This is a genomic window from Streptomyces sp. NPDC111606 (assembly GCF_055656945.1).
Genome location: NZ_JBVKBY010000001.1, coordinates 390,020 through 415,540, shown reverse-complemented (window position 1 = coordinate 415,540; position 25,521 = coordinate 390,020). Strand labels below are relative to the sequence as shown.

The 25,521-nt window shown below is 70.0% G+C and carries 21 protein-coding genes; 19 read left to right on the top strand and 2 right to left on the bottom strand.

Annotated elements, in window-relative coordinates; genetic code table 11:
- Positions 1 to 3: 3 nt before the first annotated feature.
- From ACZ7M7_RS01915 to ACZ7M7_RS01860, 12 genes are all read left to right on the top strand, one after another.
- Positions 4 to 1,419: a UDP-N-acetylmuramoyl-tripeptide--D-alanyl-D-alanine ligase gene (locus ACZ7M7_RS01915; RefSeq protein WP_383596607.1), complete on the top strand. Its 1,416-nt coding sequence runs from the start codon at positions 4 to 6 to the stop codon at positions 1,417 to 1,419.
- Positions 1,416 to 2,489, top strand: a complete 1,074-nt coding sequence (gene mraY, locus ACZ7M7_RS01910; RefSeq protein ID WP_328882238.1) for a phospho-N-acetylmuramoyl-pentapeptide-transferase — start codon at positions 1,416 to 1,418, stop codon at positions 2,487 to 2,489. Before ACZ7M7_RS01915 ends, mraY begins: the two co-directional genes overlap by 4 nt.
- Entirely contained in the window at positions 2,471 to 3,895 is a 1,425-nt protein-coding gene (gene murD, locus ACZ7M7_RS01905; RefSeq protein ID WP_451169361.1) for a UDP-N-acetylmuramoyl-L-alanine--D-glutamate ligase, read from the top strand. The genes mraY and murD overlap by 19 nt, the downstream gene beginning before the upstream one ends.
- Positions 3,896 to 3,997: 102 nt before the next feature.
- Complete coding sequence (ftsW, locus tag ACZ7M7_RS01900) at positions 3,998 to 5,359, top strand: putative lipid II flippase FtsW (protein ID WP_472111826.1); 1,362 nt, start codon at positions 3,998 to 4,000, stop codon at positions 5,357 to 5,359.
- 6 nt (positions 5,360 to 5,365) lie between these two features.
- The gene (murG, locus tag ACZ7M7_RS01895) at positions 5,366 to 6,460 is read left to right on the top strand and encodes an undecaprenyldiphospho-muramoylpentapeptide beta-N-acetylglucosaminyltransferase (protein WP_383596616.1); all 1,095 of its coding nucleotides are present in this window, start codon (positions 5,366 to 5,368) and stop codon (positions 6,458 to 6,460) included.
- A 23-nt stretch (positions 6,461 to 6,483) separates the two neighbouring features.
- A complete protein-coding gene (locus tag ACZ7M7_RS01890) occupies positions 6,484 to 7,278 on the top strand; it encodes a cell division protein FtsQ/DivIB (protein WP_472111823.1) in 795 nt (264 codons plus the stop codon).
- Positions 7,279 to 7,564: 286 nt separating this feature from the next.
- Entirely contained in the window at positions 7,565 to 8,770 is a 1,206-nt protein-coding gene (ftsZ, locus tag ACZ7M7_RS01885; RefSeq protein ID WP_383596622.1) for a cell division protein FtsZ, read from the top strand.
- A gap of 10 nt (positions 8,771 to 8,780) precedes the next feature.
- Entirely contained in the window at positions 8,781 to 9,509 is a 729-nt protein-coding gene (gene pgeF / locus ACZ7M7_RS01880; RefSeq protein WP_472111820.1) for a peptidoglycan editing factor PgeF, read from the top strand.
- 6 nt (positions 9,510 to 9,515) lie between these two features.
- Positions 9,516 to 10,235 (top strand): YggS family pyridoxal phosphate-dependent enzyme, encoded by a 720-nt coding sequence (locus tag ACZ7M7_RS01875; RefSeq protein ID WP_383596628.1) that lies wholly within the window; start codon positions 9,516 to 9,518, stop codon positions 10,233 to 10,235.
- 129 nt (positions 10,236 to 10,364) lie between these two features.
- The gene (locus ACZ7M7_RS01870; RefSeq protein WP_383596631.1) at positions 10,365 to 11,006 is read left to right on the top strand and encodes a cell division protein SepF; all 642 of its coding nucleotides are present in this window, start codon (positions 10,365 to 10,367) and stop codon (positions 11,004 to 11,006) included.
- A 59-nt stretch (positions 11,007 to 11,065) separates the two neighbouring features.
- Positions 11,066 to 11,353, top strand: coding sequence for a YggT family protein (locus ACZ7M7_RS01865; protein WP_328428366.1), 288 nt, complete (start codon positions 11,066 to 11,068; stop codon positions 11,351 to 11,353).
- Positions 11,354 to 11,408: 55 nt separating this feature from the next.
- Positions 11,409 to 12,554, top strand: coding sequence for a DivIVA domain-containing protein (locus ACZ7M7_RS01860; protein WP_383596635.1), 1,146 nt, complete (start codon positions 11,409 to 11,411; stop codon positions 12,552 to 12,554).
- 209 nt (positions 12,555 to 12,763) lie between these two features.
- Here the strand turns inward: ACZ7M7_RS01860 and ileS are convergent, their stop codons facing one another.
- Positions 12,764 to 15,901 carry an isoleucine--tRNA ligase gene (gene ileS, locus ACZ7M7_RS01855; protein ID WP_472111815.1) on the bottom strand — a complete coding sequence of 1,046 codons (3,138 nt, stop codon included), beginning with the start codon at positions 15,899 to 15,901 and terminating at the stop codon, positions 12,764 to 12,766.
- Between the two features lie 2,121 nt (positions 15,902 to 18,022).
- Between ileS and ACZ7M7_RS01850 the strand changes: the two genes are divergently transcribed.
- The 6 genes from ACZ7M7_RS01850 to ACZ7M7_RS01825 all read left to right on the top strand — a co-directional run bounded on the left by ACZ7M7_RS01850 (position 18,023) and on the right by ACZ7M7_RS01825 (position 23,714).
- The gene (locus ACZ7M7_RS01850) at positions 18,023 to 19,066 is read left to right on the top strand and encodes a TraR/DksA family transcriptional regulator (RefSeq protein WP_472113859.1); all 1,044 of its coding nucleotides are present in this window, start codon (positions 18,023 to 18,025) and stop codon (positions 19,064 to 19,066) included.
- A 70-nt stretch (positions 19,067 to 19,136) separates the two neighbouring features.
- Entirely contained in the window at positions 19,137 to 19,748 is a 612-nt protein-coding gene (gene lspA / locus ACZ7M7_RS01845) for a signal peptidase II (RefSeq protein ID WP_471017494.1), read from the top strand.
- An 89-nt stretch (positions 19,749 to 19,837) separates the two neighbouring features.
- Positions 19,838 to 20,782 carry an RluA family pseudouridine synthase gene (locus ACZ7M7_RS01840; RefSeq protein WP_369270456.1) on the top strand — a complete coding sequence of 315 codons (945 nt, stop codon included), beginning with the start codon at positions 19,838 to 19,840 and terminating at the stop codon, positions 20,780 to 20,782.
- On the top strand, positions 20,779 to 21,261 hold the full coding sequence (locus tag ACZ7M7_RS01835; RefSeq protein ID WP_472111811.1) for a GNAT family N-acetyltransferase: 483 nt from the start codon (positions 20,779 to 20,781) through the stop codon (positions 21,259 to 21,261). The genes ACZ7M7_RS01840 and ACZ7M7_RS01835 overlap by 4 nt, the downstream gene beginning before the upstream one ends.
- An 87-nt stretch (positions 21,262 to 21,348) precedes the next feature.
- Positions 21,349 to 22,935: a Na+/H+ antiporter gene (locus ACZ7M7_RS01830; protein WP_472113856.1), complete on the top strand. Its 1,587-nt coding sequence runs from the start codon at positions 21,349 to 21,351 to the stop codon at positions 22,933 to 22,935.
- Between the two features lie 38 nt (positions 22,936 to 22,973).
- The gene (locus ACZ7M7_RS01825) at positions 22,974 to 23,714 is read left to right on the top strand and encodes an SDR family NAD(P)-dependent oxidoreductase (protein WP_472111808.1); all 741 of its coding nucleotides are present in this window, start codon (positions 22,974 to 22,976) and stop codon (positions 23,712 to 23,714) included.
- 5 nt (positions 23,715 to 23,719) lie between these two features.
- Here the strand turns inward: ACZ7M7_RS01825 and ACZ7M7_RS01820 are convergent, their stop codons facing one another.
- A complete protein-coding gene (locus tag ACZ7M7_RS01820; protein ID WP_472111805.1) occupies positions 23,720 to 24,838 on the bottom strand; it encodes a mechanosensitive ion channel family protein in 1,119 nt (372 codons plus the stop codon).
- Between the two features lie 95 nt (positions 24,839 to 24,933).
- Between ACZ7M7_RS01820 and ACZ7M7_RS01815 the strand changes: the two genes are divergently transcribed.
- Positions 24,934 to 25,503, top strand: coding sequence for a dienelactone hydrolase family protein (locus tag ACZ7M7_RS01815; RefSeq protein ID WP_472111802.1), 570 nt, complete (start codon positions 24,934 to 24,936; stop codon positions 25,501 to 25,503).
- Positions 25,504 to 25,521: the final 18 nt, after the last annotated feature.

Here is a 25,521-nt window from a genome sequence, read left to right as displayed (position 1 = left end):
CTTGTGATCGCCCTCTCTCTCGCCGAGATCGCAGAAGTCGTCGGCGGGCAGACGTACGACATACCGGATCCGTCCGTCCAGGTCACCGGATCCGTCGTCCGGGACTCCCGTGAAGTGGAGCCCGGCAGCCTCTTCGCCGCCTTCGTCGGCGAGCGCGTGGACGGCCACGACTACGCGTCGGCGGTCGTGGCGGCGGGTGCCGTCGCCGTCCTGGCCTCACGTCCCGTGGGGGTGCCCGCGATCGTCGTGGCCGACGTTCAGAAGGCCCTCGGCGCCCTCGCCCGGCATGTCGTACGACGGCTCGGCGCGACCCTCGTGGCCCTGACCGGCTCGGCCGGCAAGACCAGCACCAAGGACCTGATCGCCCAGGTCCTCCAGCGCAAGGCGCCGACCGTGTGGACGCCGGGCTCGTTCAACAACGAGATCGGGCTGCCGCTGACCGCCCTGAGCGCCACCGAGGAGACGAGGTTCCTCGTCCTGGAGATGGGCGCCCGCGGCATCGGCCACATCCGCTACCTCACCGATCTGACGCCCCCGAAGATCGGCCTCGTGCTCAACGTCGGCACCGCCCACATCGGCGAATTCGGCGGCCGCGAGCAGATCGCGCAGGCCAAGGGCGAGATCGTCGAGAACCTCCCTGCCGCGAGTGACGGCGGCGCCGCGATCCTGAACGGGGACGACCCCCTCGTACGGGCCATGGCATCCCGTACGAAGGCGAAGGTGATCCTTTTCGGAGAGTCCGGCGAAGCGGACGTACGCGCCGAGAACGTGCGACTCACGGACAGCGGACAGCCCTCCTTCATGCTTCACACACCCTCCGGGTGCAGCGATGTGACCATGCGCCTGTACGGTGAGCACCACGTGTCGAACGCGCTCGCCGCGGCCGCCGTCGCCCATGAGCTGGGCATGTCCGCGGAAGAGATCGCCACCGCGCTCTCCGAGGCGGGCTCCCTCTCCCGCTGGCGGATGGAGGTCACCGAGCGCCCGGACGGCGTGACGGTCGTCAACGACGCCTACAACGCGAACCCCGAGTCCATGCGAGCCGCCCTGCGCGCGCTCGCGGCGATGGGCAAGGGGCGGCGGACCTGGGCGGTGCTCGGCAAGATGGCCGAGCTCGGGGACGAGGCGCTCGCCGAGCACGACGCGGTCGGACGGCTCGCCGTCCGGCTCAACGTCAGCAAGCTCGTCGCGGTCGGGGGCAGGGAAGCGTCCTGGCTGCAACTGGGCGCATATAACGAGGGTTCGTGGGGTGAGGAGTCGGTGCACGTGTCCGACGCACAGGCGGCGGTCGACCTGTTGCGCAGCGAGTTGCGCCCGGGGGACGTCGTGCTCGTGAAGGCGTCCCGTTCGGTCGGTCTGGAGGGCGTCGCCGAGGCGCTGCTCGCGGGCGGTACCGAGGGTGAGGTTGCCGCCCGATGATGAATCAGATCCTGTTCTCAGGAGTCATTGGCCTCTTCCTGACCCTGATCGGCACTCCGTTGCTGATCAAGCTGCTGGCCCGCAAGGGCTACGGCCAGTACATCCGTGACGACGGCCCGCGTGAGCACCACGCCAAGCGCGGTACGCCGACCATGGGTGGTATCGCCTTCATCCTGGCGACGATCGCCGCGTACTTCCTGTCCAAGCTGATCACCGGCAAGCCGCCGACGTTCTCCGGAATCCTGGTGATCGGTCTGATGGCCGGCATGGGGCTGGTCGGCTTCCTGGACGACTACATCAAGATCGTCAAGCGTCGCTCGCTGGGTCTGCGGGCCAAGGCCAAGATGGCCGGCCAACTGTTCGGCGGTATCGCCTTCGCGGTGCTCTCGCTCCAGTTCGCGGACAACCGCGGCAACACCCCGGCCTCCACGAAGCTCTCCTTCGTGCAGGACTTCGGCTGGTCCATCGGCCCGGTGCTGTTCGTCGTCTGGGCGCTGTTCATGATCCTCGCCATGTCGAACGGCGTGAACCTGACGGACGGTCTGGACGGCCTCGCCACCGGCGCCTCCGTATTGGTCTTCGGCGCCTACACCTTCATCGGTGTGTGGCAGTTCCAGGAGTCCTGCGCCAACGCGCAGACCCTCAGCAACCCGGGTGCCTGTTACGAAGTGCGAGATCCACTCGACCTCGCCGTCGTCTCCTCGGCGCTGATGGGCGCCTGCCTCGGCTTCCTGTGGTGGAACACCTCGCCCGCCAAGATCTTCATGGGTGACACCGGTTCGCTGGCCCTCGGCGGCGCGCTCGCGGGTCTCGCCATCTGCTCGCGCACCGAGTTCCTGCTCGCCATCCTCGGCGGCCTGTTCGTGCTGATCACCATGTCGGTGGTCATCCAGGTCGGCTCCTTCCGCCTCACCGGCAAACGCGTCTTCCGGATGGCGCCACTCCAGCACCACTTCGAACTCAAGGGCTGGTCCGAAGTCCTTGTGGTGGTCCGCTTCTGGATCATTCAGGGCATCTGTGTGATTGTCGGACTGGGCCTCTTCTACGCGGGATGGGCAGCGGACAAGTGACCGACTGGCAGGGCAAGAACGTCACCGTCGCCGGGCTCGGAGTCTCCGGGATCCCGGCGGCCAAGGTGCTGCACGGCCTCGGCGCGAAGGTCACCGTCGTCAACGACGGCGACGACGCACGCGCGCGTGCCCAGGCCGCCGACCTGGAGGCCCTCGGCATCGCCGTACGCCTCGGTGACGGAGCCACCCTGCCCGAAGGCACCGAGCTGATCGTCACCGCGCCCGGCTGGAAGCCGGACAAGCCGCTGTTCGCGGCGGCTCGTGAAGCGGGCGTCCCGGTCTGGGGCGACGTGGAACTCGCCTGGCGGCTGCGGCGCCCGGACGCCGCGCCCTGGCTCGCCGTCACCGGCACCAACGGCAAGACCACCACCGTCCAGATGCTCGCCTCCATCCTTGAGGCGGCGGGCCTGCGCACCGCCGCCGTGGGCAACATCGGCGTCTCGCTCCTGGACGCGGTGCTCGGCGACGAGCAGTACGACGTCCTGGCGGTGGAGTTGTCCAGCTACCAGCTGCACTGGGCGCCCTCCCTGCGCGCCCACTCCGCCGCCGTCCTGAACCTCGCCCCCGACCACCTCGACTGGCACGGCTCCATGGAGGCGTACGCCGCCGACAAGGGCCGTATCTACGAGGGCAATCGCGTCGCCTGCGTCTACAACGTCGCCGACAAGGCCACCGAGGACCTGGTCCGCGAGGCCGACGTCGAGGAGGGCTGCCGGGCCATCGGCTTCACGCTGGGCACCCCGGCCCCGTCCCAACTCGGCATCGTGGAGGGCATCCTGGTCGACCGTGCCTTCGTCGAGGACCGGCACAAGAACGCCCAGGAGCTCGCCGAGGTCTCCGACGTCAACCCGCCGGCCCCGCACAACATCGCCAACGCCCTTGCGGCGGCGGCCCTCGCCCGGGCCTACGGGGTGCCCCCCAGGGCCGTACGGGACGGCCTTCGGGCCTTCACCCCGGACGCCCACCGCATCGCGCACGTGGCGGACCTGGAAGGGGTCGCGTACGTCGACGACTCCAAGGCCACCAACACCCACGCGGCGGAAGCCTCGTTGGCGGCGTACGAGTCCATCGTGTGGATCGCGGGCGGGCTCGCCAAGGGCGCGGTCTTCGAGGAACTGGTCGCCAAGTCGGCAAAGCGACTGCGCGCGGCCGTGCTCATCGGCGCCGATCGCGGCCTGATCCGGGAAGCCCTCGCGCGACACGCGCCGGAAGTACCGGTCGTCGACGTCGACCGGACCGACACTGGGGCGATGCTCGCGGCAGTCCAGGAAGCCCGGCGACTCGCTGTCGCCGGAGACACGGTGCTCTTGGCACCCGCTTGTGCCTCGATGGACATGTTCGCCAACTACAACCAGCGCGGTGACGCGTTCGCGGAGGCGGTTCGCGAACTCGGCGCGGGCGCCTGACGCGGGTCTCGGCCACTGCGGGTGCTTCGGGACCCTTGGAGGGACGCGTGACTCGGATGTGGCCGGACGGTACCAACCCCCACGGCGGGGCGGTGAGCGCCGATGCCCGGTAGCCGTACGGGAGGGCCTCCCGTCCAGCGGACCGTCCGGCGTCCCGTCGTTCCCCGGCCGTCGCAGGACAACGGCGTACGACGGCTCTACGTCCGCCTGAACAGGGCGTGGGACCGGCCGCTGACCGCGTACTACCTGATCCTCGGCGGCAGCCTGCTGATCACCGTGCTCGGTCTGGTGATGGTCTACTCGGCCTCCCAGATCACCGCGCTGCAGATGTCGCTGCCCGGGTCGTACTTCTTCCGCAAGCAACTGCTGGCCGCGGTGATCGGCACGGGTCTGCTGTTCGCCGCCTCGCGCATGCCCGTGAAGCTGCACCGGGCGCTGGCCTACCCGATCCTCGCCGGCGCGGTCTTCATGATGGCGCTGGTGCAGGTCCCCGGGATAGGAGTCGCGGTCAACGGCAACCAGAACTGGATCGCCCTCGGCGGCTCCTTCCAGATCCAGCCCAGTGAGTTCGGCAAGCTCGCGCTGGTGCTGTGGGGCGCCGACCTGATCGCCCGCAAGGAGGACCGGAAGCTGCTGGCGCAGTGGAAGCACATGCTGGTGCCGCTCGTGCCGGTCGCCTTCATGCTGCTCGGGCTGATCATGCTGGGTGGCGACATGGGTACGGCGATCATCCTGTCGGCGATCCTGTTCGGCCTGCTGTGGCTGGCGGGGGCGCCGACCCGGCTGTTCGTCGGGGTCCTGTCGGTCGCCGGCCTGATCGGCCTGGTCCTCATCAAGACCAGCGCGAACCGCATGGCGCGACTGCAGTGCCTGGGCGCCACCGAACCGCGCAGCGGAGCCGTCGACTGCTGGCAGGCCGTGCACGGCATCTATGCCCTGGCCTCCGGCGGAATCTTTGGCTCCGGGCTCGGTGCGAGTGTGGAGAAATGGGGCCAACTGCCCGAAGCCCACACCGACTTCATCTTCGCCGTCACCGGTGAGGAACTGGGCCTGGCGGGGACGCTGTCGGTGCTCGCCCTCTTCGCGGCTCTAGGCTATGCGGGTATCCGCGTGGCCGGACGCACGGAGGACCGCTTCGTGAGGTATGCCGCGGGAGGCGTGACGACCTGGATCACCGCGCAAGCCGTGATCAACATCGGTGCGGTGCTCGGCCTGCTGCCGATCGCCGGCGTCCCCCTTCCGCTGTTCTCGTACGGAGGGTCCGCCCTGTTGCCGACCATGTTCGCCATCGGGCTGCTGATCGCGTTCGCGCGCGACGAGCCCGCTGCGCGGGCAGCGCTTTCCGTGCGGCAACCCCGCTTTGGTAGAAAGCGTGCGGGAGGCGCCGGCTCCGGCCGGGCGCCTCGGAGATGGAACACGATGCGACGGCGTGCCTCGGCGGCGCGCTCGTCCGGAGAGCGGTGAATTTCGGTGCATGTCGTACTCGCCGGTGGGGGGACCGCCGGCCACATCGAGCCCGCGCTCGCCCTCGCGGACGCCCTGCGCAGGCAGGACCCGACCGTGGGGATCACGGCCCTGGGCACGGAGCGAGGGCTCGAGACCACACTCGTTCCTCAGCGCGGCTACGAGCTTGCGCTGATCCCCGCCGTGCCGCTGCCCCGCAAGCCCACGCCCGAGCTGATCACCGTCCCGGGCCGGCTGCGCGGCACGATCAAGGCGACCGAGCAGATCCTGGAGCGCACCAAGGCCGACGCGGTCGTCGGCTTCGGCGGCTATGTCGCCCTGCCCGGCTACCTCGCTGCCAAGCGCCTCGGAGTGCCGATCATCATCCACGAGGCCAACGCCCGCCCGGGCCTCGCCAACAAGATCGGCTCGCGTTACGCCGCCCAGGTCGCCGTCTCCACTCCGGACAGCAAGCTGCGCAACTCGCGCTACATCGGCATCCCGCTGCGCCGGACCATCGCCACCCTCGACCGGGCCGCGATGCGCCCGCAGGCCCGCGCCGCGTTCGGGCTCGACCCGAACCTGCCCACCCTGCTGGTCTCCGGTGGCTCGCAGGGGGCCCGCCGCCTCAACGAGGTCGTCCAGCAGGTCGCGCCCTGGCTCCAGCAGGCCGGAATCCAGATCCTGCACGCGGTCGGCCCGAAGAACGAACTGCCGCAAGTGCACCAGATGCCGGGAATGCCGCCCTACATCCCGGTAAGTTACCTGGACCGGATGGACCTCGCGTACGCCGCGGCCGACATGATGCTCTGCCGCGCGGGCGCGATGACCGTCGCCGAACTCTCCGCCGTCGGACTCCCGGCCGCCTATGTCCCGCTGCCCATCGGCAACGGCGAACAGCGGCTGAACGCCCAGCCGGTGGTCAAGGCCGGCGGCGGACTGCTGGTCGACGACGCGGAGCTGACGCCCGAGTGGGTGCAGCAGAGCGTCCTGCCCGTGCTCGCCGACCCGCACCGGCTGTACGAGATGTCCCGCGCCGCAAGCGAGTTCGGCCGCCGGGACGCCGACGACCTGCTCGTCGGCATGGTGTACGAGGCGATCGCCTCGCACCGCCGCCAGTAACCGTATGACGGAGGGCAGGGAGCGTGGCCGGACCGACGACCGCCGAGCGCGGTGAACGCCAGCAGGAGTCGTCCGACCCGCCCCTCGCCCGGCGGTTGAGGGTGCGGAGACTTCGTACGATGATCATTCTTCTCGTCGTGCTCGTACTCCTCGGCGCGGGTTCCGTCTGGCTGCTGTACGGCTCCACATGGCTGCGCGTGGAGCGCGTATCCGTCTCCGGGACCCGGGTGCTGACGCCCGCGCAGGTCCTCGAGGCCGCCGACGTCCCTGTCGGGAAGCCGCTGATTTCCGTCGACACTGACGTGATTGAGGCACGGCTGCGCCGGAAATTGCCCCGAATTGACGTGGTTGACGTGGTCCGCTCCTGGCCCCATGGAATCGGCGTCAAAGTGGCGGAGCGCACTCCGGTTCTGATTGTCCAAAAGGACGGAAAGTTCGTCGAAGTGGACAAGGAAGGCGTCCGATTCGCCACGGTTTCCGTGGAGCCGAAAGGCGTTCCCGCGCTGGAATTGACGGTGTCTCAGTCGAGCTCCGCCGCCGCGAGTCTGCGCCGCTTCGGTGAGGCCCGTCTGATGCGGGAGGCGGTGCGTGTCGCCGACGCCCTTCCGGACGCCGTCGCGCGGGGTACCCAGGTCGTCAAGGTCCGTTCCTACGACGACATCTCACTCGTGTTGAGCGGCGGCACGACCGTCGCCTGGGGGAGTGGCGAGAAGGGGGCTGCGAAGGCTCGCACACTCACCGCTCTCATGAAAGCCTCGCCGGATGCGCGGTACTTCGACGTCAGCGTTCCCACCGCCCCTGCGTCATCAGGGAGTTGACGCACATTCGCGCAGGCCAGCACCCTGGTTGGGCAGCGACATGGCTGATCACATAGGGTGAAAAGAAAAACGGGAGGTTCGGCGTGTTCGTTGAACGTGCGCCACTTGTCGACTTAGTGTCCTGTTCAGAAGACTTCAAGGAACAGACACACTGGTAACCCTAAACTTCAGGGTTAGGGTTCGGGTCGGCGCTACGGACCGTCCCATTCGGCATCAGTCGTCGCTTCACGAAGCAGAGGCTTCCCGTGATCCGGCGACCCGTAACTCGAGGCGAGAGGCCTTCGACGTGGCAGCACCGCAGAACTACCTCGCAGTCATCAAAGTCATCGGTGTCGGCGGCGGTGGTGTCAATGCCATCAACCGGATGATCGAGGTCGGTCTCAAGGGCGTCGAGTTCATCGCTATCAACACCGACGCGCAAGCTCTGTTGATGAGCGACGCCGACGTCAAGCTCGACGTCGGCCGTGAACTCACCCGCGGACTCGGCGCCGGAGCCAACCCGGCCGTCGGCCGCAAGGCCGCCGAGGACCACCGCGAGGAGATCGAGGAGGTCCTCAAGGGGGCCGACATGGTCTTCGTGACGGCCGGTGAAGGGGGCGGCACCGGTACCGGCGGCGCGCCCGTCGTGGCCAACATCGCACGCTCGCTGGGCGCCCTCACCATCGGCGTGGTCACGCGCCCGTTCACCTTCGAGGGACGCCGCCGCGCCAACCAGGCCGAGGACGGCATCGCCGAGCTCCGCGAAGAGGTCGACACCCTCATCGTCATCCCGAACGACCGGCTGCTGTCCATCTCGGACCGCCAGGTCTCGGTGCTCGACGCCTTCAAGTCGGCCGACCAGGTCCTCCTCTCCGGTGTCCAGGGCATCACCGACCTCATCACCACCCCCGGCCTCATCAACCTCGACTTCGCCGACGTCAAGTCGGTCATGTCCGAGGCCGGTTCGGCCCTCATGGGCATCGGCTCGGCCCGCGGCGACGACCGCGCGGTGGCCGCCGCCGAGATGGCGATCTCCTCGCCGCTCCTGGAAGCGTCCATCGACGGCGCCCGGGGCGTGCTGCTCTCCATCTCCGGCGGCTCCGACCTCGGCCTGTTCGAGATCAACGAGGCCGCCCAGCTGGTCAGCGAGGCCGCCCACCCCGAGGCCAACATCATCTTCGGCGCGGTCATCGACGACGCCCTCGGCGACGAGGTCCGGGTCACCGTGATCGCGGCCGGCTTCGACGGCGGCCAGCCGCCGGCCCGCCGGGACAACGTCCTCGGCTCGACCTCCTCCTCTCCGTCCTCGGCCCGCCGCGAGGAGCCCACTCCGGCACGGCAGACCGAGAGCCGCCCGTCGTTCGGCTCCCTCGGCAGCGTCACGCCGAAGGAAGAGGCCGAGCCCGAGCCGGAGCCGGTGGCCGACCTCCCGGTCGCCCCGCCGGTCCCGCCGTCGCGGACCTACGCCGACAGCGCGGCGGAGGAGCTGGACGTTCCGGACTTCCTTAAGTGATCCTTCTGACGTGATAGCACAGCGCGACACCGTGAGCGGCGCGCACTTCGCCTTCACCGACCGGTGGGGCGGGGTGAGCGCCGCTCCGTATGAGGAGCTCAACCTCGGTGGGGCGGTCGGGGACGACACCGACGCCGTACTGACCAATCGGGATCTCGCCGCCAAGTCGCTCGGGCTCGATCCGGGCCGGGTGGTCTGGATGAACCAGGTGCACGGCACGGACGTGGCGGTGGCCGACGGGCCATGGCGTGATCGTCCGGTGCCCGACGTCGACGTGGTCGTCACGGCGCAGCGGGGTCTCGCCCTCGCCGTCCTCGCCGCCGACTGCGTGCCGGTCCTGCTGGCCGACCCGGCCGCCGGGATCGTCGCGGCGGCGCACGCGGGGCGGCCCGGCATGATCGCCGGGGTCGTCCCGGCCGCGCTACGCGCGATGACCGACCTGGGCGCCGAGCCGTCCCGGATCGTCGCTCGCACCGGCCCGGCCGTCTGCGGACGGTGCTACGAGGTGCCGGAGGCGATGCGCGCCGAGGTGGCGGCCAGGGAGCCGACGGCGCACGCCGAGACGAGTTGGGGCACACCCGCGGTGGACGTGGCCGCCGGAGTGCACGCCCAGCTCGCGCGCCTCGGGGTGCGTGACCGGGAGCAGTCGCCGGTCTGCACGCTGGAGTCGGAGGATCACTTCTCGTACCGCCGCGACCGCACCACCGGGAGACTCGCGGGATATGTCTGGTTGGACTGAGAGAGCATGACAGACCGTAAGGGCGAACTGGCCGCGAACCTCGCAAAGGTGGAGGAGCGGATCGCCGCCGCCTGCGCGGCCGCCGGGCGCGGGCGCGAGGAGGTGACCCTGATCGTGGTCACCAAGACCTACCCGGCGAGCGATGTACGGATGCTGTCGGAGCTCGGCGTGCGTCATGTCGCCGAGAACCGCGATCAGGACGCGGCCCCGAAAGCAGCCGCCTGTACGGATCTCCCCCTCGCTTGGCACTTTGTCGGTCAGTTGCAGACCAACAAGGTGCGATCCGTGGTCGGTTACGCGGATCTCGTGCAGTCCGTCGATCGTTCCAAGCTGGTGACGGCGCTGTCGAAGGAGGCCGTACGGCAGGAGCGGGAGGTGGGCTGCCTCATCCAGGTGGCGCTGGATGCGGGAGAGAGCGCGCGGGGTGAGAGGGGTGGTGTGGCGCCCGGTGGGGTCGCGGAGTTGGCCGACCTCGTCGCGAAGGCTCCGGGGCTGCGCCTCGAGGGGCTCATGACCGTCGCGCCGCTCAGCGGGGAGTACGAGGGGCGCCAACAGGCGGCGTTCGAGCGCTTGATGGATTTGTCGACTGACCTGCGCCGGGCTCATCCGACTGCGAACATGGTGTCGGCAGGGATGAGTGCGGATCTCGAGGACGCCGTGGCGGCCGGAGCGACACATGTGCGCGTCGGCACCGCGGTACTCGGAGTCCGCCCCAGGCTCGGGTAACGTCGCCAAGAAGTCGGACCACAGCAGAAAATATGGTCAATGTCGCCGAAAGGCGGGCGTAACGACCGTGTGGATCGCAGGCATTTGGCAGTCGTCAGCCGATCCACCACAGAGCGGAGGACTCAGAGCATGGCCGGCGCGATGCGCAAGATGGCGGTCTACCTCGGCCTCGTGGAGGACGATGGGTACGACGGCCGGGGGTTCGACCCCGACGACGACTTCGAGCCCGAACTGGACCCGGAGCCCGAGCGGGACCACCGACGGCATGAGCCGTCCCACCAGTCCCACAGTGCACATTCGTCCCAAAGGGACGAAGAGGTGCGAATCGTGCAGCCGCCCGCGCCGCGTGAACCCGTGGCCCGATCGACTTCGCTCCCCGCGGAATCCAGCCGTCCGGCGCGCATTGCGCCCGTGGCGTCCATCACACAAGAACGCGCAAGCCTGGAGAAGAACGCACCGGTGATCATGCCCAAGGTCGTGTCGGAACGAGAGCCGTACCGGATCACCACACTTCACCCGCGGACCTACAACGAGGCCCGTACCATCGGGGAACACTTCCGTGAAGGCACCCCGGTGATCATGAATCTGACTGAGATGGATGACACAGACGCGAAGCGACTTGTCGACTTTGCGGCAGGTTTGGTGTTTGGTCTTCACGGCAGCATCGAGCGGGTGACGCAGAAGGTGTTCCTGTTGTCGCCTGCTAACGTCGATGTCACGGCGGAGGACAAGGCCCGTATCGCAGAGGGCGGGTTCTTCAACCAGAGCTGAGACGCACCACCGGAAACAAACGCACGGATCAGGGAACAGGGGAGAGGGAAGCACCAGTCATGAGCGTGGTTCTGCAGGTTCTCTACATCGCGCTGATGGTTCTCCTCATCGTGCTTATCTTCCGGTTGGTCATGGACTACGTCTTCCAGTTCGCCCGCTCGTGGCAACCCGGCAAGGCGATGGTGGTCGTTCTGGAGGCCACCTACACTGTCACTGATCCACCGCTCAAGCTTCTGCGGCGGGTCATCCCGCCGCTGCGTCTCGGGGGCGTGGCGCTCGACCTGTCCTTCTTCGTATTGATGATCATCGTCTACATCCTGATCACGCTCGTGCGGAGCGCGATGTGAGCGATGTGAGAGATACGGTCTTGCCGACTGCCGACGACTACGTTGAGGTGAAGAGATGCCGTTGACCCCCGAGGACGTGCGGAACAAGCAGTTCACGACCGTCCGCCTCCGAGAAGGCTATGACGAGGACGAGGTCGATGCCTTCCTCGATGAGGTCGAAGCCGAACTGACCCGCCTGCTCCGCGAGAACGAGGACCTGCGCGCCAAGCTGGCCGCGGCCACGCGTGCTGCTGCCCAGAACCAGCAGAACATGCGCAAGCCCCCTGAGGGCCCCGGCGGCCCGCAGGACCAGCAGCAGGGCGGCATGCCTCAGCAGGGCGGTATGCCCCAGCAGGGCATGCGCGGTCCTGGGGCTCCTGTCCCCGCTGGGATATCGGGCCCGCCGCAGCAGCAGATGGGTGGCCCCATGGGTGGCCCGCCCCAGCTGCCGAGCGGCGCCCCGCAGCTGCCCGCCGGTCCCGGCGGTCAGGGTGGCCCGCAGGGTCCCGGTCCGATGGGCCAGGGTCCGGGGCCGATGGGCCAGCCCCCCATGCAGCAGATGGGCGGCCCGATGGGCGGTCCTATGGGTGGCCCGATGGGCGGTCCCGGTCAGGGCGGCCCCGGTGGCGACAGCGCCGCGCGCGTTCTGTCGCTTGCCCAGCAGACCGCCGACCAGGCGATCGCCGAGGCCCGTTCCGAGGCCAACAAGATCGTCGGCGAGGCACGTTCGCGTGCCGAGGGTCTCGAGCGTGACGCCCGTGCCAAGGCGGACGCCCTGGAGCGGGACGCGCAGGAGAAGCACCGTGTCGCGATGGGCTCCCTGGAGTCCGCCCGCGCCACGCTGGAGCGCAAGGTCGAGGACCTGCGTGGCTTCGAGCGCGAGTACCGCACGCGGCTGAAGTCCTACCTCGAGTCCCAGCTGCGCCAGCTGGAGACCCAGGCGGACGACTCGCTCGCCCCGCCGCGTACTCCGGCCACCGCGTCTCTCCCGCCGTCCCCGGCGCCTTCCATGGCACCGGCCGGCGCGGGTGCCCCGTCCTACGGCGGCAACCAGACGATGGGCGGCGGCCCGTCCCCGGCTGCTCCGTCCTACGGCGGTCAGCAGCAGATGTCCCCGGCGATGACCCAGCCGATGGCGCCGGTCCGGCCGCAGGGTCCGGGCCCCATGGGCCAGGCCCCGTCGCCGATGCGCGGGTTCCTCATCGACGAGGACGACAACTGACGGTTGGTAGTACGCCGTAGACGCTGGCAGCGTTCAGGGCGGGGCCCCGGATTTCGATCCGGGGCCCCGCCCTTTTGCTACGCGTGTTCATGGAGTTTGCGGTGTTTGTTCGGAGCCGGGTGTGGTGTCCGACGCACGCAACGCCGAAGGCCCGTGCCCACCAAGATTCTTTGGTGGGCACGGGCCTTCGGTCGTGCGGCCGGGTCCCGCTACTGCTTGCGCAGGCGGAACGTCAGGGTCAGACCCTCATCCATGAAGGCGGAGCCGTACGAGTCGTCCGCCTCGCCCTGGGCGAAGTCCGTCGCCAGGACCTCGTCGGCGATGAGCTCGGCGTGGTCGCCCAGCGCCGCGATCGTCGCCGCGTCCGTCGCCGTCCAGCGCAGGGCGATGCGGTCGGCCACGTCCAGGCCGCTGTTCTTACGGGCCTCCTGGATCAGGCGGATCGCGTCACGGGCCAGGCCCGCGCGGCGCAACTCCTCCGTGATCTCCAGGTCCAGGGCCACGGTCGCGCCCGAGTCGGACGCCACCGACCAGCCCTCGCGCGGGGTCTCCGTGATGATCACCTCGTCGGGTGCGAGCGTGACCGTCTCGCCGTCGACCTCCACCGACGCCGTGCCCTCGCGCAGGGCCAGGGACAGCGCCGCCGCGTCCGCGTTCGCGACGGCCTTCGCCACGTCCTGGACGCGCTTGCCGAAACGCTTGCCCAGGGCGCGGAAGTTGGCCTTCGCGGTCGTGTCGACGAGGGAGCCGCCGACCTCGGAGAGGGACGCGAGGGATGTGACGTTCAGCTCTTCCGTGATCTGCGCGTGCAGCTCGCGGTCGAGGCCGTCGAAGCCGGTGGCCGCGATGAGCGCACGGGACAGCGGCTGGCGGGTCTTCACGCCCGACTCCGCGCGCGTGGCACGGCCCAGCTCCACCAGTCGGCGGACGAGGACCATCTGCTTCGACAGCTCCGGGTCGATCGCCGACAGGTCCGGCTCGGGCCAGGACGCCAGGTGCACCGACTCCGGCGCGTCCGGGGTCACCGGCACGATCAGGTCCTGCCAGACCCGCTCGGTGATGAACGGGGTCAGCGGGGCCATCAGCTTGGTGATCGTCTCGACGACCTCGTGCAGGGTGCGCAGGGCCGCCTTGTCGCCCTGCCAGAAGCGGCGACGCGAGCGGCGGACGTACCAGTTCGACAGGTCGTCGACGAACGCCGAGAGCAGCTTGCCGGCGCGCTGGGTGTCGTACGCCTCCAGGGACTGGGTCACCTGGTCGGTCAGCGCGTGCAGTTCGGACAGCAGCCAGCGGTCCAGGACCGGGCGGTCGGCGGGGGCCGGGTCGGCCGCGGACGGCGCCCAGTTCGACGTACGGGCGTACAGGGCCTGGAAGGCGACCGTGTTCCAGTACGTCAGGAGCGTCTTGCGGACGACCTCCTGGATCGTGCCGTGGCCCACGCGGCGTGCCGCCCACGGGGAGCCGCCGGCCGCCATGAACCAGCGCACCGCGTCCGCGCCGTGCTGGTCCATCAGCGGGATCGGCTGCAGGATGTTGCCCAGGTGCTTGGACATCTTGCGGCCGTCCTCGGCGAGGATGTGGCCGAGGCAGACCACGTTCTCGTACGACGACTTGTCGAAGACCAGGGTGCCGACCGCCATCAGCGTGTAGAACCAGCCGCGGGTCTGGTCGATGGCCTCGGAGATGAACTGCGCCGGATACCGGCTCTCGAACAGCTCCTTGTTCTTGTACGGGTAGCCCCACTGCGCGAACGGCATCGAACCCGAGTCGTACCAGGCGTCGATGACCTCCGGCACGCGCGTGGCCGTCTTGGCGCACTGCGGGCAGGCGAAGGTCACGTCGTCGATGTATGGGCGGTGCGGGTCCAGCGCGGACTGGTCGGTGCCCGTGAGCTCGGTGAGCTCCGCGCGGGAGCCGACGACCGTGAGGTGGTCGTCCTCGCAGCGCCAGATCGGCAGCGGGGTGCCCCAGTAGCGGTTGCGGGACAGCGCCCAGTCGATGTTGTTGTTCAGCCAGTCGCCGTACCGGCCGTGCTTGACCGTGTCCGGGAACCAGTTGGTCTTCTCGTTCTCCTGGAGGAGGCGGTCCTTGATGGCGGTGGTGCGGATGTACCAGGACGGCTGCGCGTAGTACAGGAGCGCGGTGTGGCAGCGCCAGCAGTGCGGATAGCTGTGCTCGTACGGGATGTGCTTGAAGAGCAGACCGCGCTGCTGGAGGTCCTCGGTGAGCTTTTCGTCCGCCTTCTTGAAGAAGACGCCGCCGACCAGCGGGACGTCCTCCTCGAAGGTGCCGTCCGGGCGGACCGGGTTCACGACGGGCAGCCCGTACGACCGGCAGACCTTGAGGTCGTCCTCACCGAAGGCGGGGGACTGGTGGACCAGACCCGTACCGTCCTCGGTCGTGACGTACTCCGCGTTGACCACGTAGTGCGCCTCGGCGGGGAACTCGACGAGTTCGAAGGGCCGCTGATAGTTCCAGCGCTCCATCTCGGCGCCGGTGAAGGTCTGGCCGGTGGTCTCCCAGCCCTCGCCGAGGGCCTTGGCGACCAGCGGCTCGGCGACGACGAGCTTCTCCTCGCCGTTCGTCGCGACGACGTAGGTGACCTCGGGGTGGGCGGCGACCGCCGTGTTGGAGACGAGGGTCCAGGGCGTGGTCGTCCACACCAGGAGCGCGGCCTCGCCGGCGAGCGGGCCGGAGGTGAGCGGGAAGCGGACGAACACGGACGGGTCCACGACCGTCTCGTAGCCCTGCGCCAGCTCGTGGTCGGACAGGCCGGTGCCGCAGCGGGGGCACCAGGGGGCGACGCGGTGGTCCTGGACGAGGAGGCCCTTGTTGAAGATCTCCTTGAGGGACCACCAGACGGACTCGATGTACTCGGGCTCCATCGTGACGTAGGCGTCGTCGAGGTCGACCCAGTAGCCCATGCGGGTCGTCAGGTCGGCGAAGGCGTCGGTGTGGCGCAGCACGGAGTCGCGGCACTTGGCGTTGAACTCGGCGATGCCGAACGCCTCGATGTCCTTCTTGCCGCTGAAGCCGAGCTCCTTCTCGACCGCCAGCTCCACCGGCAGGCCGTGGCAGTCCCAGCCGGCCTTGCGGGCCACGTGGTAGCCGCGCATGGTGCGGAAGCGGGGGAAGACGTCCTTGAAGACGCGGGCCTCGATGTGGTGGGCGCCGGGCATGCCGTTGGCAGTGGGCGGGCCCTCGTAGAACACCCACTCGGGGCGGCCCTCGGACTGGTCCAGGCTCTTGGCGAAGATCTTCTGCTCGCGCCAGAAGTCGAGCACGGCGTGCTCGAGGGCGGGCAGGTCGACCTGGGCGGGTACCTGGCGGTACGTCGGCGTTGTCATCAGCGAGCTTCCTCCGGCGGACTTGCTGCCTTCCGTCCGGAGGGACGAGAGCCGAGTCTTTCCGTACGCCGGTTTCGGCGCGCTCCCGCGGTACCACCCTCCTTGGCCCTCCGGCGCGGGGTGTGCGTCGGTGAGCCCCCTCATTGGGGTCGCGATGCCGGTTCTACCGGCCGCTGCTGTTGGGCTGCGGCTTTCTTCCGACGGCTCCGGGGTGATCTTCACGTCGCGCCGGCCCCCGGGCTTCCACCGTCCCCGGGTCGCTCTGGGCTGCGTACGCCGCTACTCGTCCCCATCCATGCTTTTCGCTCCGCCCAGTGTACGGCGCCGCGGGGACAGCGGCCGACCGGATTTTCGGGCCCTGGGGGCGGGGATCGTGTCCGAGCCGGGATGACCCGAATGGAGCGGTACGTCTGTTCGGATTTTGGGACGTCCGGCTCGTCTGCATACCCCGCGGGGAGCTGGGCACAACGGATGCAGGTCTGTCGCGCTGCATGCGCGAGGCGGGCGAATCGGGCGGTGTGCCCCGTTGCCGCGGGACTCAAGTCGATTTATCGTCCCAGCACGATTCGCGAGCAAGATCACAATATGTGAAGGGGCCGCGGCATGGTGGCGAAGAAGACCGCCGTACAGCAGTCGGCGTCGGGCAGGTCCACCAATGCGAGTGCCTCCGGCGGATTGGGTGGCTCTGGTGGGGTGGGTGTTTCCGGTGGGGCGGGTGCGGAGGCCTTCGCCGGGGCGGGTGTGGGTGCGGAGGCCTTCGGCGGTGTAGGTGGTTCTGGTGGGGCGGGTGCTTCCGCCGGAGTGCTGGCCTCCGGCGGGGTGGGTGCCTCCGGCGGGGTGATGGCCGCCGACGGTGCGGCCAAGAGTGTGGGTGGGAAGAAGAGTGCGCGGGGAGGGGCCGCGGGGGCGCGGGACGGGAAGCCGGTGAAGACGGTCCGGGGGGTTGGCGGGGGTGGGGCGGGGGAGTCGGGCTCCGCCGCCAAGGAGGGCGCTTCGAAGAGGGGTGCTTCGGAGGGGGCCGGTGAGCCGGCGGCGGGGAAGGGTGGGAAGGGGAAGGGCTCGAAGGCGGGCAAGGGGGCGGCTGCTGAGAAGGCGGTCACGACGGCGGGGGTGGACACCGGGGCTGCGGCGAAGAGGGCGGGGGCCAAGACGGCCGAAGCGAAGGCGCCGGGGAGCAAGGGGGCGTCCGTTCAGGGTGCGGTGGCCGAGAAAGCGGTGGTCAGGGAGTCTGCGGGTAAGGCTGCGGGGTCCAAGAAGGCGCGGTCCAAGAAGGCCGTGTCCGGGGGCAAGGCAGCCGAGGGATCGGCGGCACGAGAGGCGTTGGGAGAGAAGGCGGTCGCCATGGAAGCGGCAGCCGAGGGCACTGCGGGCAAGAAGGCAGCGGCCCGGAAGAGCGCGGCTGAGAAGGCCGCAGCCAGGACAAGCACGTCCAAGAAGGCCGTGGCCAAGGAAGGTGCCGCCAAGAAGGTGGCCGTGAAAGTGACCGTTGCAGACGAAGCGACCGGGGAGCTGGCGCCCAAGAGGGCGGCTGGGCGCGTCTCGGCCGGTAAGACGGCGGCTGGTGGGAAGGCAGCCGGTCGGCAAAAGGCTGCGAAGAAGGCGATCAGTCAGGTGGCGGGCGGGAAGGCAACGGGCGGGAAGGCCGCGCCCGGCAAGAAGGCGACCCAGGAGGTGTCTGCCGGGACGACGTCGGCCGGTAAGGGGACGACTGGCGAGGCAGGGGCGGGGAAGAGAGCGGCAGGGAAGCAAACGCCTCGCAGGGCAGCGGCCACTAGGAAGGCGACGGGCCGGGTAGCGGCCGGGGAGACAACGGCCGGTAAGGCGTCGGCCGGCAAGGGGGCGACCGACCAGGTAGCGGTCGGCGCGAAGGCGGCTGGGAAGAAATCGGCCGGCAAGGGGACGGCCGGCAAGGCTGCGGCCCATAAGAAGGTGACCGGTCAGGTAGGCGCCGGCGAGGAGGCGGTCGGCTCAGTGGCGGTCGATCAGGAAGGTGCCCGGCAGGGAGTGGTCGGTGCGAAGGCGGCGGGCAAGAAGGCCGTTCAGGAAGGGGAGGCGGCCGGGAAGGGTGCCCGTAAGAAGGCGGCCGGGCGGGTGGAGGTCGGTGAGGAGGGGGCCGGCTCAGTGGCTGCTGGTCAGGTCGGTGCGAAGGCGGCCGGTAAGAAGGGCGTTCAGGAAGGGGAGGCGGCCGGGAAGGGTGCCCGTAAGAAGGCGGCCGGGCGGGTAGTGGTCGGCGAGGAGGCGGTCGGCTCAGTGGCGGTCGATCAGGAGGGTGCCCGGCAGGGAGTGGTCGGTGCGAAGGCGGCCGGTAAGAAGGGCGTTCAGGAAGGGGAGGCGGCCGGGAAGGGCGCCCGTAAGAAGGCGGCCGGGCGGGTGGAGGTCGGCGAGGAGGCGGCCGGCTCAGTGGCCGCTGGTCAGGTCGGTGCGAAGGCGGCCGGTAAGAAGGCCGTCCGGGAACGGGAGGCGGCCGGGAAGGGCGTTCGCAAGAAGGTGAGCGGGCGGGTAGGGGACGGCAAGAAGGCGGTCGGTGGGGCGGGGCGCTCCGGTGGGGGCGTTGAGGAGGGCGGCGTGGTGGAGAAGGGCGCGTCCAAGGGGAGCGTGGGTGCGGCCGGGAAGCGTGCGGGCGCCAAGAGCAGGGCCAAGAAGGCGGGCGCGGCGCAGGCCGCGGAGCAGACGGGAGCCACGACAGTGGTTGCGAAGAAGACTCCTGGCACGGCCACGGCGGCCAAGACCGCCGTTCCCAAGGCACGCGTCGTCGCGGCGGTGGAGCCCGGCGAGCTCGCGGTGCGCCCCGGCGAGGACCCCTGGACCCCGGAGGAGGTCGATGAGGCCCGCGCCGAGCTGATGGCCGAGGCGACGCGGCTGCGCGAGGAGCTCACCTCGTCCGAGCAGTCCCTAGTGGGCCTGATGCGGGACTCCGGGGACGGTGCCGGCGACGACCAGGCGGACACCGGCGCCAAGAACATCACGCGGGAGCACGAGCTGGCGCTCGCCGCCAACGCGCGCGAGATGCTCGAACAGACCGAGCGGGCTCTGGAGCGGCTCGACGCGGGCACGTACGGCCTGTGCGAGAACTGCGGCAACCCGATCGGCAAGGCACGCATGCAGGCCTTCCCGCGCGCGACCCTGTGCGTCGAGTGCAAGCAGAAGCAAGAACGCCGGTACTGACCGGTAGGCGGGTGCCGCCGGACGTGCCGTACTCTCGTCCTCAGTCAGGTACCTAGGTTGAGGGACTCACGTGGCAGAGGCGGAGCGCATCATCGGTACGCCGGACACCCCAGAGGCGGCGGGAGCAGAGCCGGAGCATTCCGACGGGAGCACGACGGATACCGGTGACGCCGGGAACACCGCCGAGCGGCCGCGCGGCCGGCGCCGGATCGCCGTGCTGTTCGGCGTGGCCGCGTTCGCGTACGCCCTCGACCTGATCAGCAAGATGATCGTGGTGGCCAAGCTGGAGCACCAGCCGCCGATCGAGATCATCGGGGACTGGCTGAAGTTCGAGGCGATCCGCAACGCGGGCGCCGCCTTCGGCTTCGGCGAGGCCTTCACCGTGATCTTCACGGTGATCGCGGCGGCCGTGATCGTGGTGATCGCCCGGCTCGCCCGCAAGCTGTACAGCCTGCCCTGGGCGATCGCGCTCGGCCTCCTGCTCGGCGGTGCGCTCGGCAACCTCACCGACCGGATCTTCCGCTCGCCGGGCGTCTTCGAGGGCGCGGTCGTCGACTTCATCGCGCCCAAGCACTTCGCGGTGTTCAACCTGGCCGACTCGGCGATCGTGTGCGGCGGCATCCTGATCGTGCTGCTCTCGTTCAGGGGGCTGGACCCGGACGGGACCGTCCACAAGGACTGAGTCCGCCGGGGCCGGCACCAGGGCCGCCCGGCCTGAGTTATCCACAGGCTCCGTACGGGGGTGTCCGGCCCGTCCGGCATACTCGACGGGTGAGTACGATTCCCGAGATCCGCACCCTGCCCGTGCCCGACGGCCTGGAGGGCGAGCGTGTAGACGCCGCCATCTCCCGCATGTTCGGCTTCTCCCGTACCAAGGCCGCGGAGCTTGCCGCGGCGGGGAAGGTCACGGTCGACGGCTCGGTGGTCGGGAAGTCCGAGCGGGTGCACGGCGGGGCCTGGCTCGAGGTGGAGATGCCGCAGGCACCCGCCCCGGTGCAGGTCGTCGCCGAGCCGGTCGAGGGCATGGAGATCGTGCACGACGACGATGACGTGGTCGTGATCGTCAAGCCGGTCGGCGTCGCCGCGCATCCGTCGCCGGGCTGGAGCGGCCCCACGGTGATCGGCGGCCTGGCCGCTGCCGGGTACCGCATCTCGACGTCCGGCGCCGCCGAGCGCCAGGGCATCGTGCACAGGCTCGACGTGGGCACCTCCGGCCTGATGGCCGTCGCCAAGTCGGAGCATGCGTACACGTCGCTCAAGCGCCAGTTCAAGGAGCGCACGGTCGACAAGCGCTACCACACGCTCGTCCAGGGCCACCCCGACCCGACGAGCGGCACCATCGACGCGCCCATCGGCCGCCACCCCAACCACGACTACAAGTGGGCGGTCACGGCCGACGGCAAGCCCTCGATCACGCACTACGACCTCATCGAGGCGTTCCGCGCGGCCTCCCTGCTCGACGTGAAGCTGGAGACCGGCCGCACCCACCAGATCCGCGTCCACATGGCCGCCCACCGGCACCCCTGCGTCGGCGACCTCACCTACGGCGCCGACCCGACGCTCGCCAAGCGGCTGCGGCTGACCCGCCAGTGGCTGCACGCCGTAAGGCTCGGCTTCGAGCACCCCGGGGACGGCCAGTGGGTCGAGTTCGAGAGCGACTACCCCGCCGACCTGCAGAAGGCCCTGGACCAGGTCCGCGAGGAGACGTGGGCATGAGCGCTCCGTCGCACGACCCGTCGTACGCCGTGCGGGTCGCCGACGACCCCGCCGACCGCGAGGCCTGCTTCGCGGTGCGCAAGGAGGTCTTCGTCGTCGAGCAGGGCGTCCCGCAGGAGATCGAGTACGACGCCTACGACGCGGGTGCCGTGCATGTGCTCGCGGTCCGCGAGGACGGGACGCCGCTCGGCACCGGGCGGCTGCTGCACGGGGAGGCGGCCGCGGCGAAGGTCGACGGTGATTCGTTCGTGGGCTCGCTCGGCCGGCTCGCCGTGCATCAGGCGGCGCGCGGCCTCGGCGTCGGGGCGGCCCTGGTGCGGGCCATCGAGGAGGCGGCACGCGCGCAGGGGCTCGCGGCCGTCGATCTGCACGCGCAGACACATGCGCTGGGGTTCTACGAGCGGCTGGGGTACGAGGCCTACGGCCCGGAATTCCCGGACGCGGGCATACCGCACCGGGCGATGCGGCGCGCTCTTTAGCCGAGGGCCCTAAGGCGCTGGTGGGAAGGGTGCCATGGCAGGCTTGAGGTCTGCTGTGTGGACCCCGAGCTCACCGGAGCGCTGACCGTGGATCAGTTGGCCCTGTTGTTCGTGCTGTTGCTCGGGGCCGTGATCAGTGTCCCGGTGGGGGACCGGTTCGGGTTGCCGGCGCCGGTGTTGATGACCCTGCTCGGGATCGTTCTCGCGCTGCTCGAATTCGTGCCCAACGTCGAGATTCCGCCGGAACTGATCCTGCCGCTGCTGTTGCCGCCGCTGCTCTACGCGGCCGTACGGCGCACATCGTGGCGGCAGTTCGCGGCGAATCTGCGGCCCATCTTCCTGCTGGCCGTGGCGCTGGTGTTCGTCACGACGCTGTGCGTCGCCGCCGTCGCCCACGCGATCGTGCCGGGACTGCCGCTCGCCGCCGCCGTGGCGCTGGGTGCACTCGTCGCGCCGCCCGATCCGGTCGCGGCGACCGCTGTCGCCGGGCAACTCGGGCTGCCGAGGCGTCTGGTGTCCATCCTGGAGGGCGAGGGGCTCTTCAACGACGTGACCGCGATCGTGCTCTACCACGTGGCGATCGCGGCCGCCGTGAGCGGAACCTTCTCCCCGTGGGAGGCCGGGCTCGATCTGGTGCTCTCCGCCGTGGTGGCGCTGGCCGTCGGGCTCGCCCTCGGATGGGGCGCCAACAAGCTGATGGATCTGCTGGGCGACGCGACCCTGCAGATCTCGCTCACGCTGCTCGTGCCGTACGCCTCGTATGTGCTGGCCGAGGAACTCCAAGGCTCGGGTGTGCTCGCCGTGCTGGTCACCGCCCTGTTCCTCGCCGAGTACGCCACCGACGCCGACGACGTGATGACGCGGCTCGCCGGGCACACCTTCTGGGACATCGTCGACACGCTGGTCACCGGCGTCGCCTTCGGGCTGATCGGGCTCGAACTGCACATCGCCGTGCGGACGGCGTCCGGGCGGTGGAGCGAGATGCTCGGCTGGGCGGCCACGGTGGTCGGCGTCGTCGTGGCGGTGCGGTTGCTGTGGCTGCTGCCGGCGACCTGGCTCACCAAACGCATGCACGCGAGACGGGACTACGACGAGGAGATCCCGACGAGCTGGCGCGAGACCGTCGTGATGTGGTGGTCGGGGATGCGTGGCGTCGCCTCGGTGGCTCTGGCGCTGGCCGTTCCGCTGGAGACGGACTCGGGCGCGCCCTTTCCCGACCGGGACGAGATCGTGTTCATCGCGTTCGGGGTGATCATGGCGACGCTGGTGCTGCAGGGACTGACCCTGCCGTGGCTGGTGAAGCGGCTCGGGGTGCGCGCCGACAGCGAGCAGGAGAAGGAGTTCGAGAAGCAGCTGGCGGTGCGCGCGGCCAAGGCGGCGAAGCGGCGGCTGCGGGAGATCGAGTCCGTCGAGGACCTGCCCGAGGACCTCGCCGAGCAGATGCTGCGCCGGGCGTTCGAGATCGGGGTGCGGATCAGCCCGGACCTGGGCGAGGAGGAGCGCAGGGAGGCGCATGAGCAGCGGGCGCGGCGGCTGAAACGGGTGCGGCGGATCCAGGGCGAGCTGCTGAGCGCGGCGCGGCACGAGGTGCTGGCGGCGCGCAGTGAACCGGGGTCCGATCCCGAGGTGGTCGACCGGGTACTGCGGCATTTGGACGTGCGCAGCCTGCGGTGATCCCCGCGCCCGCGGCTGTCCCTCCGTACGCTCTGACCATGGCTCGCAACGTGGTGATCAGTGGTGGCGGTACGGGAATCGGGCTCGCGACGGCGCAGCTGTTCGCGGCGGACGGGGATCAGGTGCTGCTGCTCGGGCGACGCGCCGAGGTGCTGGAGCAGGCCGGCGTGCCCGGCGCCCTCACCTACGCCGCGGACCTGAGCAAGCCGCGCGGTGCGCGGGGCGTCGAGCGCTTCGTGGCGGCGGAGCTCGGCACCGTGGACGTACTGATCCACAGCGCCGGAGGGGCCGGCCATCTGGAGCCCAAGGTGGACAGCGACGAGCCCCTCGACGTGGTCCTGCACAACTGGACCCTCAACTTCGGCCTCAACACCCTGACCGCGGCACTGCTCACCGAGGCCCTGAAGGACCGGCTCGCCGACCCCGGCGGGCGGGTGCTGTTCATCGGCTCCATCGCCGCCTTCCGGGGGTCCGGCAACGTGGCGTACGCGGCGTCCAAGGCGGCGCTGCATCCGTACGCCCATGACCTGGCCCGGCGGTTGGGGCCGCGCGGGATCACCGTGAACGTGGTCGCGCCCGGGTACGTCGAGGACACCGAGTTCTTCGGCGGCGCGATGGACGAGGAGCGGCGTGACCGGCTGGTCGCGGAGACCTCGACCGGGCGCGCGGCCACGCCCGGCGACGTCGCCGCCACCCTGCACTGGCTGGCGTCACACGCCGCCGGGCACATCACCTCGCAGATCATCCAGGTCAACGGTGGGGCCGAGCGCGGCCACTGAGCCTCTCAGGGCACGTCGGGACGCGCCGTCGGCTGGTGGTCGTGCTGGTAGGTGCGGCGGGCCGGGAGGCGGCCCGGGACGGGGAAGCCGGGTGGCAGTGCCGCGTCCGCCGCGTTGACGCGCGGCAGTGCGTACGGGTGCTCGTCGGCCAGCCAGCCGACCAGCTGCTCGCGCACCGTGACCCGCACCGTCCACAGGTCGTCGGCGTCCTTCGCCGTGACCAGGGCCCGCACCTCCATGGTGCTGGGCGTGGAGTCGGTGACGACCAGGCCGTAGTCGCGGCCGTCCCAGGCCGGGCACTCGCGCAGGATGTCGCGGAGCTTCTCGCGCATCTTCTCCATCGGCGCCGAGTGATCGACGTGGAGGAAGACGGTGCCGGTCATCTGGGCGCCGCCGCGCGACCAGTTCTCGAACGCCTTCGACGTGAAGTACGACACAGGCATCGTGATCCGGCGCTCGTCCCAGGTCCGTACGGTCAGGAACGTCAGCGTGATCTCCTCGACCGTGCCCCACTCGCCATCCACCACGACCGTGTCCCCGAGGCGCACCATGTCCCCGAAGGCGATCTGGAACCCGGCGAACATGTTGCTCAGCGTGGACTGGGCCGCGACACCGGCGACGATGCCGAGGATGCCGGCCGAGGCCAGCAGCGAGGCTCCGGCCGCGCGGAACGCCGGGAAGGTCAGCAGCATCGCCGCCACGGCGACCACGCCGACGACCGCCGCGACCACACGCATGATCAACGTCACCTGTGTGCGCACCCGCCGGACCCGGGCCGGATCTCGGTGGACACGGGCGTAACGGCTGTACGTCGTCTCGACGACCGCCGCCGCGATCCGGATCGCCAGCCAGGCGGCCGCTCCGATCAGCACCAGCGTCAGTACCCGGCCGACGGCAATCCGGTTCTCCTGGAGCAGCTCGGCCTCGTCGTACGACCCTCTGAGCAGGGCCGCGCACAGCACGAGCTGGTAGGGGACGCGGGCGCGGCGCAGCAGACCCCACAGGGGCGACTCACTGTGCCGTTCGTCTGCCTTGCGCATGAGGCGGTCGGTCGCCCACCCGATGATCAGGGTGAGCAGGACCGAGCCGCCGATCACGACCAGCGGGCGGAGTATGTTCTCCATGCCTTCGAACGTAACCAGCCGAAGGGGGTCATGAACATGTGCGTCGGTGAGGCGGTGGTCACGGCGTTGTCGGACCCGGCTGGCACGATGGCCTCATGAACATCGTGCTCTTTCACTCGACCTATGGCCTCAGGCCTGCGGTGCGCGAGGCAGCGGACCGGCTGCGCGCCGCCGGACACGAGGTATGGACGCCGGACCTCTTCGAGGGACGCACGTTCGAGACGGTCGAGGAGGGCATGGAGTTCAACGAGCAGATCGGCAAGGACGAGGTGCTGAAGCGGGCCGTGCTGGCCGCCGCGGCCTACTCGGATCGCGGGCTGGTCTACGCCGGGTTCTCGCTCGGCGCGTCCGTCGCGCAGACCCTCGCGCTGGGCGACGACAAGGCCCGCGGCCTGCTGCTCCTGCACGGCACGTCGGACATCGCGGCGAACGCCTCGGTGGACGATCTGCCGGTGCAGCTGCACGTCGCCGAGCCGGACCCGTTCGAGACGGACGACTGGCTGAGCGCCTGGTATCTCCAGATGGGCCGAGCGGGCGCCGACGTCGAGGTGTACAGATACGCGGGGGCCGGCCACCTCTATACCGACCCGGCCCTGCCGGACTACGACGAGGAGGCCGCCGAGGCCACCTGGCGGGTGGCACTCGGCTTCCTCGACGCCCTCTAGGGGCCGTTCGGCGAGGCC

What these genes read in the sequence shown, in the direction of transcription:
- mraY (WP_328882238.1), top strand. Translation starts at nt 1,416, where the DNA reads ATGATGAATCAGATCCTGTTCTCAGGAGTCATTGGCCTCTTCCTGACC.
- murD (WP_451169361.1), top strand. Translation starts at nt 2,471, where the DNA reads ATGGGCAGCGGACAAGTGACCGACTGGCAGGGCAAGAACGTCACCGTC.
- ftsW (WP_472111826.1), top strand. Translation starts at nt 3,998, where the DNA reads ATGCCCGGTAGCCGTACGGGAGGGCCTCCCGTCCAGCGGACCGTCCGG.
- ACZ7M7_RS01875 (WP_383596628.1), top strand. Translation starts at nt 9,516, where the DNA reads ATGACAGACCGTAAGGGCGAACTGGCCGCGAACCTCGCAAAGGTGGAG.
- ACZ7M7_RS01870 (WP_383596631.1), top strand. Translation starts at nt 10,365, where the DNA reads ATGGCCGGCGCGATGCGCAAGATGGCGGTCTACCTCGGCCTCGTGGAG.
- ACZ7M7_RS01865 (WP_328428366.1), top strand. Translation starts at nt 11,066, where the DNA reads ATGAGCGTGGTTCTGCAGGTTCTCTACATCGCGCTGATGGTTCTCCTC.
- ACZ7M7_RS01860 (WP_383596635.1), top strand. Translation starts at nt 11,409, where the DNA reads ATGCCGTTGACCCCCGAGGACGTGCGGAACAAGCAGTTCACGACCGTC.
- ileS (WP_472111815.1), bottom strand. Translation starts at nt 15,901, where the DNA reads ATGACAACGCCGACGTACCGCCAGGTACCCGCCCAGGTCGACCTGCCC.
- ACZ7M7_RS01835 (WP_472111811.1), top strand. Translation starts at nt 20,779, where the DNA reads ATGAGCGCTCCGTCGCACGACCCGTCGTACGCCGTGCGGGTCGCCGAC.
- ACZ7M7_RS01825 (WP_472111808.1), top strand. Translation starts at nt 22,974, where the DNA reads ATGGCTCGCAACGTGGTGATCAGTGGTGGCGGTACGGGAATCGGGCTC.
- ACZ7M7_RS01820 (WP_472111805.1), bottom strand. Translation starts at nt 24,838, where the DNA reads ATGGAGAACATACTCCGCCCGCTGGTCGTGATCGGCGGCTCGGTCCTG.
- ACZ7M7_RS01815 (WP_472111802.1), top strand. Translation starts at nt 24,934, where the DNA reads ATGAACATCGTGCTCTTTCACTCGACCTATGGCCTCAGGCCTGCGGTG.